Source organism: Methanothermococcus sp. (assembly GCF_015523155.1).
GTDB lineage: Archaea > AGJL01 > Methanococci > Methanococcales > Methanococcaceae > Methanofervidicoccus.
On sequence record NZ_WAKW01000040.1, the window covers coordinates 1 to 9,541 of the forward strand.

Genomic DNA, 9,541 nt, shown 5'->3' on the forward strand with positions numbered 1-9,541 from the left:
CACAGCATAGCCATTATGTGATAAGCGGAACTTCAACAGATGGAACAAATTATGCCACTGATGAGCAGATAAAAAAATGTGTTGAACTGGCGGAAAGTGCCAATAAAAAAGCTTATGTGGTTCCTGCTGATGTTTCATCCTCTGTTGCAGACATGGGTTCTCTTGTAACTGCTGTTGCACTAGCTGGTGTTTTAGATTATTATGGTGTAGGTAAAAATGTTATAGGAGCTCCTGAAAAAATGATTGAACAGCAGATTATCATGACGCTTCAAACAATGGCTTCACTTGTGGAAACCTCAGGAGTTAAGGGGCTTTTAAAAGCCATAAATCCAGAATTACTCGTAAGAAGTGCATCATCCATGCATTTATTGGAAGAACAGAAAGATTTAGATGATGCATTAGCTATATTAAATAATTTAGATGAAAAATTATTAAGTGAATCCCAAAATGCAACAATAAATCCAACGACACTTGTTGCAGCTCAGGCACTTGTGAAAGAAATTAAAACATTGATTGGAGGAGCTGCGGCAAATGGGGCTATTAAACGAAGTATGAAAAATTTATTCACGGATTAAGGGAGTATTATGAAAGAAATAAAAATTGTTGTCATGGGTTCCAAAGATGTGGGAAAAACCACATTAATGGAAAATTTAATTGGAAATATAGGTAAAGTAGAACATAACGGAACCACAGTGGCAATCGATTATGGTAATATTACAATAAATGGAAAAAAATTACATTTATTTGGCACTCCTGGACAAGAACGGTTTGAATTTATGAGAGAATTGGCATTAAATGGGGTAGATTTTGTATTACTGGTTTTAGATGCCGCCACTGGACTAAGTGAATTGGATAAAAAAATAATTGATAAATTATATTCCAAAAGAATACCTTATATCATATTTATAAATAAAATAGATATTGCAGATGATAAAAATCTCGAGGCCGTAAAAAAAGAAATTGAAGGGTTATGCCCCAATAACCCCCCCATTGTTGAGGGTTCAGCTTTAAATTGTAATGGATTTGATAAATTAAAGAATATTTTAGCTAGTATATAATAACCATTATACTCCCAAAATATAAAAAATATATAAATATGAAAAAATTATAAATTATAAATAACATATAAAAAAATGGTGAAATCATGATAGATAGAATACTGTCAGATTTGAACAAAACCGAAGGTATAAAAGGTTCTATGGTTGTAGGCAAGGATGGACTTGTAATTGCATCCCAAATGCCATCAGGTATAGATACAGAATTAATTGGTGCTATGGCATCAGCAGCATATGGTTCTGCTGAGAGAACGGCATCAGAGATAAATCAAGGAACCCTTCAACAGATGATGATTGAGGGAGAATATGGGAAAACATTAATGACTGATGCAGGAGAAGGCATTTTGGTTGTTTTAACCGATGCCAAAGTAAATTTAGGATTAATTAGAATATCCATGAAGAGAAGCACTGAAAAGGTTAAAAGTGCATTATAATTTAATTTTTTATTCAATTTTCCATATCCTCATTTCTCAATTAATAAATAGAAATTTTATAGTAAATATTATATATTATTTTTATAATACTCTACTATTTATATTATTTTACTTATATTTAAATATATAAAAATAGGGGGAAAATATGTATTACATTCATAAAGAAATTAATAAACCTTTTAAAGACGGTATTGAATTGGCAAGAGAATTGAATAATAAAATAAAAAATCCGTCTTTAATGATATTATTAACATCCATCACAAAAAAAGACGATATTGAAGAGCTAATAACTGGATTAAAAACACACATTGATGTGAGTAATTTAATAGGATGCACCACAGCAGGAGAATTCTCTGAAAAAGGATATACTAAGCAAAATGGTGTTCTATTGATAGCATTTGATGAGAATTGCAAGGTAGCCATTGGACATAGAAAAGTAGAAGGGAATCCAATAGATGTTGGAAGTTCATTGGCAGAAGATGTCAAAGAAAAATTAAAAATTAAATATCCAAAAATAGACATAGATGAAAATTTTTTAGGATTTGTATTTCATGATTGGAATGCAGATAGTGAAAATGATGTAATAAATGGATTGGCTGAAAAACTTTCATTTCCAATTATTGGTGGCACTGCTGGTGATGATTTGAAATTTGATAAAACATATCAGATATACCAAGATAAAGTATTATCAGGGCATGTTTTATTGGGGGTAATATCACATAGAAAAAAATTCGAAATATTATGTGGCCATGGGTATGAACCAACAGAGTATTATGCAAGAATAACTAAGGCAGAAAGAAATATAATTTATGAATTAAACGGAAAACCTGCATATGATGTATATATGGATATGATAAGTAAAGTTTCAGGTATTCCAGTAAATGAGATTAAAAGATATACCCCTTATGAATTTAAAAATCTCGACTTTACGATATTATATCCGCTGGGTGTTCAGGATGCCTATGGAAATTATAGAATTTTATTTTTAAATGATGTTGAAAATGGCTATCTTAGATTCAAACATGAAGTAAATGAAGGAACATTTTTGGTACTCATGAAAACCACTCCTGAAAAAACATCTGAGTCATTATCTCGAGAAATTTCTAAATTAAAAGATTTTAAAAAACCTTTCATATTTATTGCTGAATGTATTTGTAGAGAATTTATAAAAAATCCAAAATACAGTGCTGAACTTGTTTCTAATGATTTTGAAAAATGGTTTAGCAACAAATCATATAATTTAGATATAGATAATAAAAACTATGTAGGATTTTTATGCTATGGGGAAAGTATTGTAAAGGATATATTGAGATTTCATAATACATTAACATTTGTTGGTGTAGCGTTTGAATCAGAATGTAGTGATGACATTGATTGGAAAAAAGCTTTAAAATATTTTGAATTTTCTGATGAAGAACTCGATATAATATTGGAGTTAATGAATTCAAGATTGAGTGCAAGAGAACTATTGAATAGATTAAATATATCTCAAACTAAGTTATATGCTACATTGAATCATTTGGAAGAAAAGGGTATAATAAAATCACATGGTAATAAACCAAAGATGTTTTATATAGACAATCTAAAAGAAGTTTTGAAAAAAATACACATAGAATTAGAAAATCAATATCAATTTAAAAAAGAAAAAAGAGAGGAATTATTATTTCATCTCTAACTATATAATATATTACATTATATTTCACTATTTTTGAAATAAAAAATGGAAAACTATATATATGATATTGTATATAATGAAATATGGGTGGTGCATATAGTATTTAAAAAATATTATTAGTACCAGCATTAAATTTCAAAATAGATAATAACTAATAAAATAACTAGGGAGGGTAAATTTAAAATTATATAAAAGGGATTATTTACTACTTTCCCTTTTAATATCTACATAATTTTAAGATTTGATACAACTTCATAAATATCTTCCTCAGAGATATTTAGAACATCCATTTTTTTTATTTCAACTACTATGCCATTTTTTAATATTCTTTCATATATGGGGCATTTTGTAATTATAGGTTTGCCATTATCTAGTTTTATAACGGAGTTTATATTTTTAGATATTTCTTTTGGATTGTTATATTCTAAAAATACGCAAACTCCTTCGTTATTCTTAAAATAGGCATTTTCAAATTCATCCTTTAAAATATTTGAAAATATAACACATTTTTTATATGTTTTTTTTGCTTTGATGGTTTCTTCCTTCATTAAACCATAGATATTTGGAACTTTGTATGTTTTTAACAGGTTTTTTAAATTATTTATTTTGTTTTTTTCAATTAATTGTTCATTTATTTTATCGCTTATACCTATAAACCCTCCATACTCACAATTTATTATTTTTGGGGAGCCTGTTGAACAGACCACTATATCTCCATATCCACAATCTCCACCAATACCTCCTGAAATATCCTCCACAAGTATAACTTCGTTTTCTTCACATATTTTTTTTATTTCCTTTATAGGTTGATGTGCTAAATATCCTGCAAGGGTTGTTAAAAACAATGAACATATATTATTTTTTTTAAACTCCTCATCTAATCCATCTGTATCTATAATACCATAGTTTGTTTGGTGTTTTACAATGCTAAAATTAAACATTTTTGGATAAACCATAAAACCTTTCCATCCCCCCATATCTGGAACAAGAATATTACAGTTGCTTGAAGATGATGGATTTATCAGATTATATATTATATTCGAGGCAATATATATGGCAGCATTCCCGGAGGGAGTAATAGATATATTTTTTTTAGAACGAAGTAAATCATTTATTGCATATTTTAACTCTTCAATGTTTCCTTCAACATTTAATCTACCTTCTAAACAGGGTTTTCTATGAGGAATTATCATTAAATCACCGTTAAAGTTTATTTAAGTTAAGTTATAAATAAATTATATTCTCTTCTTTATATTTTACCTATAGAATAACTATATATATTAGTTTTTCTAATAATATACATAATATTTTGAATAGGTTTTACATTTTAGTTTTAATAAAATAATTTGGTGATTGTATGGACCCAAAGGTTAGTTATTTTAAAACATTTATATCCGCTACAAGAACAAGAAGTTTTTCAAAAGCTGCAAAAAAATTGGGAGTTACCCAAGGGACGGTTAGCAATCATATATCCGCTCTTGAAAAGTATTTCGATGCTCAGCTGTTTTTAAGAACTCCAGAAGGTGTGGATTTAACCCCCGAAGGTAAGATACTCTACGAAAAGGCTGAAAAAATACTCGACCACATAAACGATGCAAAACAGCACATGAGAATACTCCACGAACATCCAGAAGGTACCGTTAGAATTGCTGCAAGCACTACACCAGGAGAACATTTGTTACCTAGCATAATAAGTGAATATAAAAAAAAATTCAAAGATGTTGATTTTAATATAGAGATAACCGATTCAGAAAAATGTTTTAAACTACTGGAAACTGGTGCAGTTGATATCATTGCAGTGGGAAATATGTATGATAAAAGCTATGAAAGTGTTGTCATAGGTAAAGATAGGCTGGTTTTAATAGTGCCACCAAATCATCATCTCGCTAAAAAAGGTATGGCAAAACTTTCAGATATTTTGAAAGAAGACTATATAGATAGAGAAGAGGGTTCAGGAACAAGAGAGATACTTATAAAAGCTTTAACTGAAAGGGGGTATTCAATGATGGATTTACATACAATAATGAGTTTAGGTAGTCATTCCTCAGTAATTACTGCGGTTTCAGAAGGATATGGGGTAAGTGTAGTATCAGAAATTCCTGCAAAAAAAGCTGCGGAAGCAGGATTAGTAAAAATCGTTCCAATAGAAGATTTGGACTTAACGAGATATTTATATTTAGTTAAGGGTAGAAAACCCAGAAATCCAAGTGCTGTAAAATCATTCTGGGATTTTGTGGGTCAATAAAAATAATAAAAATATCGATTTATTTTTATAATATAAATATATAATATTTTTTTTAGTTTTAGATTAATTATATTTTTCATGTGCAACACCCAAATGATTTATAGGTAATATAAAAGATATAGATATATACACATAGATAGGACATAAATAATTTTTTGGTGAAATAATGTTTAAAGCCACAATTAATGCAAAAGATTTTAAAAAAATTATAGATGCTACAAGCAATTTGGTAGATGAAATCTGCTTTGAAGTAGATGAAAATGGTATAAAGGCTAGTGCAATGGATCCATCCCATGTTGCATTGGTGAGTGTGGATATCCCAAAGGACACTTTTGAAGAATATATCTCTGATGTTCATGATATAGGGGTTGATTTGGAAGCCCTTAAAAAAATAATGGGAAGGGCGAAATCCAACGAAAAGCTCACATTGGAATTAGACGAAGAAAAAAATAAACTAAATCTTATTCTTAAAAATGACGCTGTAAGGAAGTTTTCAGTCTCACTTTATGATGTGAGTTCGACAAATCTTAAAGTTCCTGACATAGAATATCCAAATGAAGTGATGATTAAAGCAGGTGCATTTGTCGAAGCATTAAAGGATGCTGAATTAGTCAATGACCATGTTTCCTTGAAAATAAGTGAAGATGGTAAGTTTATAGTTTATTCAAAGGGAGATATAAATCAAAGCGAGACAGTCTATACAAGGGATAGTGAATCTGTATTGGATTTAAAAATTACGGAATCCTCAAGAAGCACTTTTAATCTGTCCTATTTAAAAGACATTACAAAGGCCACATCATCAGATGATGTTTTGCATATATATCTCGGCTCTGACATGCCTGTAAAAATAGAGTATGGCATAGAAAATGCAAGGATATTATTCCTTCTTGCTCCAAGGATAGAAACATAATTAAATATTAATTAAATATTTTAATTAAGGTAATTTTTTATTATTATAAACCATGTGTGAAATTATGTATAAAAAAATAATGAATACATTTTTTAATGAGTTAAAAAACGATGATTTGTTGAAACTACCGAATAATTTTTATGATATGGTTAAAGATTATATAAAAAATCAAGAACATGATGATGAAACAGAACTTAAACGAATAAAATATTATATTAAACAGTTGAGAAAGTTGAGATTATATAAGGCATTTTTTGGAGATAGAAATAATCTTCTTGAAGAGGAAAAAGAGCTCCTAAAATTAATCGAAGATATTGAATACTATGATGATTTTAAGGATAATATAAAAGATGCAAATTATGAATTAAAAGAAGATAGTAATTTAGATAAATATCAAGAGTTTCAATATATAGACAGGAAATTATCACATTCAGAACCAAAACTTATAAATACTCAAAACGATATTGATATTGTAAGAGTAATTACAAGGTTCCCAAAATTTACAGATGGGAAATCCACCCATATATTAAATAAAAACGATATAATTACATTAAACAAGAAAATTTCAAGAATTTTGGAAAAACACAATATAGTTAAAAAAATAAATGGTGTATATTATGAAGATGAAAAAAAAGATAAAAAGATACTGTCCATACTGTAAAAAACATACAATTCATACAGTAGAAAGAGCAAAAAAGAGAAAAGCAAGTGAATTAACTTGGGGTCAAAGGCAGTTCAGAAGAGTTACTGCTGGATACGGAGGTTACCCAAGACCTTTACCAAGTGGTGCTAAGCCAGTTAAAAAATTGGATTTAAGATACAAATGTTCAGAATGCGGAAAAATGCACGTAAGAAGCAACGGTGGATTTAGAGCAAGAATTTTTGAATTGGTAGAATAATATTAATTACAGAGGTGGAATAATGGCATTAGTGCAAAAACCAAGAAGTAGGTTTTTAAGAATCCAGTGTCCAGATTGCGGTACAGAGCAGGTAATATTCGGATGTCCAGCAACAGTTGTAAAATGTATAACATGCGGAAAAACACTTGCTGAACCAAAAGCTTCAAAAGGATTAATTAAAGCAAAAATATTGGAAGTTTTAGAATAACTTAAAAATTGTAATATTTAATATTATTTTATTTATTTTTTAACGAATATTAACGATATTAAAAAGAAAACAAATAAGGTCAGTATGATAAGGGGACCTGTTGGAATGCCTGTAATCTTAGATAGAAATAACCCTATTATCGATGAAATTATTCCGCTAAATATGGCAATATAAACGTATTGATTCAAATTTTTACTTAAATTTCTGGAAATTGCAGCAGGAATAGCTACAAGTGCTGCGGTTAGCAGAATACCAACTATTTTAACCTCCATTGCTGCTATAACTGCTATGGTCACCAAATATATAAGATTATATCTTTTTACATCCACATTTAAATTTGCAGCCAATTCCTCTGAAATTTCAGACAATATAAGATTATTGTATATTTTTTTAATTACAAAAAATACTGTCAATGACAGAAAAACTGTTAATACTGTATCAAACATGGTTATTTGATTAACATCTCCAATCAAAGCCTCTTCTGCATGAGATAAAGGCAAAAACAAAAAACCCAATGCAACACCAGATGCAAAAACTATTGCTGTTAAAGCCTCCATGGGTATTTTAGACCTCAAACTAAAAAGCCATATAATTAATGCACCAACCCCTATTGAGAACAGAGCTCCGAAAAATATGTTAAAATTATAGACCAATGCCAGTGCAACACCTGGAAGTGCTAAATGTCCAATGGGTCCTGCAACCAAAGCCATTCTTTTTGTTAGCATTAAAGAACCTAAATAGCCTGCAATCCCTCCTATAAACACCACAGTAATTACGCTTAAAATAAATTGCATATTAACCCCTTAGTGAGTATGTTTGTAGAATTTAATTTTTGTTCCATATATTTCCTGCAATCTTTCTGGCGTTAGAATCTCTTTTGGAGGTCCATAACATTTTTTTTCTTTGTGAAGACATAAACAATTTGTTGAGTAGGCAAATACTATATTTAGATCATGGGTAATTAAAAGTATAGTAAGATTCCTATCTTTCCAAAATTTATAGAGCAGTTCATATATTGTCTTTTCTCCACCAATGTCTATGCCAGTTGTAGGCTCATCAAAAAGCAAAACATCTGGGTTGTCAATTAAACTCCACGCAACAAGCATTCTTTGAAATTGTCCCCCTGAGAGCTCATCTGGATTCATATCCAAAAGATTATTAGAATTTTCAAGTCCAACGCTATTTAACATGTTCAATATATCTTCATCCAAAACATTTTTGAATTTAAAAAATTCCTTTATTGATATGGGCACATATGAAAAATCTTTTTTAGATAATCTTTGGGGTAAATAACTAATTTTAACATTTTTTCTCCATTCCACCTTTCCTTCATAAGGCAAGATTCCAAATAATGCCCTTAAAAGTGTGGTTTTACCTGAGCCATTTGGTCCAATTATTGTTAAAAATTCTCCCTTTTTTACTTTAAATGATAGATTTTCAATTATTCTTTCATTTCCCAATATTACATTTAAATCTTCCACATTTAATATTATTTTATCTTTTTCATCTTTTTTATTTTTTATCATGGGAACCAGTCCTATTTATCATTTTTTAAAAATTTTAACTATCCCATTATCTCCATCAATTAATACCATATCACCAGTTTTTATATTGCCCATATCTATTTTATCAACCATTGGAATTTTTCCAAGTATGGCACCTGTGGCAACAATAGGTTCGGATTCTTTGTTTATTATGCCTTTTAAAATTCCCTTTTTTGCAAGTCCATATATTACATAAGAACCCACAGTGCTTCCTTTACCAGTTGGAAAAACAAATATTTTATCAGCAATGCTTTGTCCGTATAATTCATTTTCTTTGTCTATAATAATGCCATCTTCATTTACACCACCTAAAAATGATATGGGGACATCTGAAACAATAGCTTCGGCTTTAATCAGTCCTTTTGATATACTTCTTCCCTTTAATTCAATGATTTCCATAAATTCACCATACATATATTACTACTAAAAGATTAAATATATTAAAATTAAATTTAAATAACTATAAAAAATATTTTTTATATTATAGAAACAGTTATTAAATATTTTGAATATTTATAATTATTTAATCATATATATTAATCTTATTAAAAATATTTCTTTACATATATAG

Annotated in this window: 13 protein-coding genes; 9 read left to right on the plus strand and 4 right to left on the minus strand. The window is 29.1% G+C overall.

The window, feature by feature from the left end; translation table 11 throughout:
- From F7B34_RS04195 to F7B34_RS04210, 4 genes are all read left to right on the plus strand, one after another.
- The coding region (locus F7B34_RS04195) for a H(2)-dependent methylenetetrahydromethanopterin dehydrogenase-related protein (RefSeq protein ID WP_292460586.1) at positions 1-575 on the plus strand (575 nt) is incomplete at its 5' end.
- A 9-nt stretch (positions 576-584) separates the two neighbouring features.
- Positions 585-1,058 carry an ATP/GTP-binding protein gene (locus tag F7B34_RS04200; protein ID WP_292460587.1) on the plus strand — a complete coding sequence of 158 codons (474 nt, stop codon included), beginning with the start codon at positions 585-587 and terminating at the stop codon, positions 1,056-1,058.
- Positions 1,059-1,144: 86 nt separating this feature from the next.
- Positions 1,145-1,489 carry a roadblock/LC7 domain-containing protein gene (locus tag F7B34_RS04205; RefSeq protein WP_292460588.1) on the plus strand — a complete coding sequence of 115 codons (345 nt, stop codon included), beginning with the start codon at positions 1,145-1,147 and terminating at the stop codon, positions 1,487-1,489.
- 145 nt (positions 1,490-1,634) lie between these two features.
- A complete protein-coding gene (locus tag F7B34_RS04210) occupies positions 1,635-3,164 on the plus strand; it encodes an FIST N-terminal domain-containing protein (protein ID WP_292460589.1) in 1,530 nt (509 codons plus the stop codon).
- A gap of 224 nt (positions 3,165-3,388) precedes the next feature.
- Here the strand turns inward: F7B34_RS04210 and F7B34_RS04215 are convergent, their stop codons facing one another.
- A complete protein-coding gene (locus tag F7B34_RS04215; RefSeq protein ID WP_292460590.1) occupies positions 3,389-4,357 on the minus strand; it encodes a hypothetical protein in 969 nt (322 codons plus the stop codon).
- Between the two features lie 164 nt (positions 4,358-4,521).
- Here F7B34_RS04215 and F7B34_RS04220 point away from each other — a divergent pair, with 164 nt between their 5' ends.
- The 5 genes from F7B34_RS04220 (at position 4,522) to F7B34_RS04240 (ending at position 7,426) form a co-directional block, all read left to right on the plus strand.
- Complete coding sequence (locus tag F7B34_RS04220; RefSeq protein WP_292460591.1) at positions 4,522-5,409, plus strand: selenium metabolism-associated LysR family transcriptional regulator; 888 nt, start codon at positions 4,522-4,524, stop codon at positions 5,407-5,409.
- Between the two features lie 166 nt (positions 5,410-5,575).
- Positions 5,576-6,319: a DNA polymerase sliding clamp gene (locus F7B34_RS04225; protein WP_292460592.1), complete on the plus strand. Its 744-nt coding sequence runs from the start codon at positions 5,576-5,578 to the stop codon at positions 6,317-6,319.
- Between the two features lie 64 nt (positions 6,320-6,383).
- On the plus strand, positions 6,384-6,980 hold the full coding sequence (locus F7B34_RS04230) for a hypothetical protein (RefSeq protein WP_292460593.1): 597 nt from the start codon (positions 6,384-6,386) through the stop codon (positions 6,978-6,980).
- Positions 6,937-7,218 carry a 50S ribosomal protein L44e gene (locus F7B34_RS04235; protein WP_292460594.1) on the plus strand — a complete coding sequence of 94 codons (282 nt, stop codon included), beginning with the start codon at positions 6,937-6,939 and terminating at the stop codon, positions 7,216-7,218. The genes F7B34_RS04230 and F7B34_RS04235 overlap by 44 nt, the downstream gene beginning before the upstream one ends.
- Positions 7,219-7,240: 22 nt before the next feature.
- Entirely contained in the window at positions 7,241-7,426 is a 186-nt protein-coding gene (locus F7B34_RS04240; protein WP_292460595.1) for a 30S ribosomal protein S27e, read from the plus strand.
- A gap of 32 nt (positions 7,427-7,458) precedes the next feature.
- On the opposite strand, the gene F7B34_RS04245 is transcribed toward F7B34_RS04240, so the two are convergent.
- Genes F7B34_RS04245 through F7B34_RS04255 form a run of 3 tightly spaced genes read right to left on the minus strand, consistent with a single transcriptional unit; the run spans position 7,459 to position 9,360 of the window.
- Positions 7,459-8,220: a metal ABC transporter permease gene (locus F7B34_RS04245; protein WP_292460596.1), complete on the minus strand. Its 762-nt coding sequence runs from the start codon at positions 8,218-8,220 to the stop codon at positions 7,459-7,461.
- Positions 8,221-8,229: 9 nt separating this feature from the next.
- Positions 8,230-8,952 carry a metal ABC transporter ATP-binding protein gene (locus F7B34_RS04250; RefSeq protein ID WP_292460597.1) on the minus strand — a complete coding sequence of 241 codons (723 nt, stop codon included), beginning with the start codon at positions 8,950-8,952 and terminating at the stop codon, positions 8,230-8,232.
- Between the two features lie 18 nt (positions 8,953-8,970).
- Entirely contained in the window at positions 8,971-9,360 is a 390-nt protein-coding gene (locus tag F7B34_RS04255) for a DUF126 domain-containing protein (protein WP_292460598.1), read from the minus strand.
- Between the last annotated feature and the right edge of the window lie 181 nt (positions 9,361-9,541).

Coding starts and splice junctions, on each gene's coding strand:
- F7B34_RS04215 (WP_292460590.1), bottom strand. CDS start 4,357: ATGATAATTCCTCATAGAAAACCCTGTTTAGAAGGTAGATTAAATGTT.
- F7B34_RS04230 (WP_292460593.1), top strand. CDS start 6,384: ATGTATAAAAAAATAATGAATACATTTTTTAATGAGTTAAAAAACGAT.
- F7B34_RS04220 (WP_292460591.1), top strand. CDS start 4,522: ATGGACCCAAAGGTTAGTTATTTTAAAACATTTATATCCGCTACAAGA.
- F7B34_RS04210 (WP_292460589.1), top strand. CDS start 1,635: ATGTATTACATTCATAAAGAAATTAATAAACCTTTTAAAGACGGTATT.
- F7B34_RS04200 (WP_292460587.1), top strand. CDS start 585: ATGAAAGAAATAAAAATTGTTGTCATGGGTTCCAAAGATGTGGGAAAA.
- F7B34_RS04245 (WP_292460596.1), bottom strand. CDS start 8,220: ATGCAATTTATTTTAAGCGTAATTACTGTGGTGTTTATAGGAGGGATT.
- F7B34_RS04240 (WP_292460595.1), top strand. CDS start 7,241: ATGGCATTAGTGCAAAAACCAAGAAGTAGGTTTTTAAGAATCCAGTGT.
- F7B34_RS04250 (WP_292460597.1), bottom strand. CDS start 8,952: ATGATAAAAAATAAAAAAGATGAAAAAGATAAAATAATATTAAATGTG.
- F7B34_RS04205 (WP_292460588.1), top strand. CDS start 1,145: ATGATAGATAGAATACTGTCAGATTTGAACAAAACCGAAGGTATAAAA.
- F7B34_RS04225 (WP_292460592.1), top strand. CDS start 5,576: ATGTTTAAAGCCACAATTAATGCAAAAGATTTTAAAAAAATTATAGAT.
- F7B34_RS04235 (WP_292460594.1), top strand. CDS start 6,937: ATGAAGATGAAAAAAAAGATAAAAAGATACTGTCCATACTGTAAAAAA.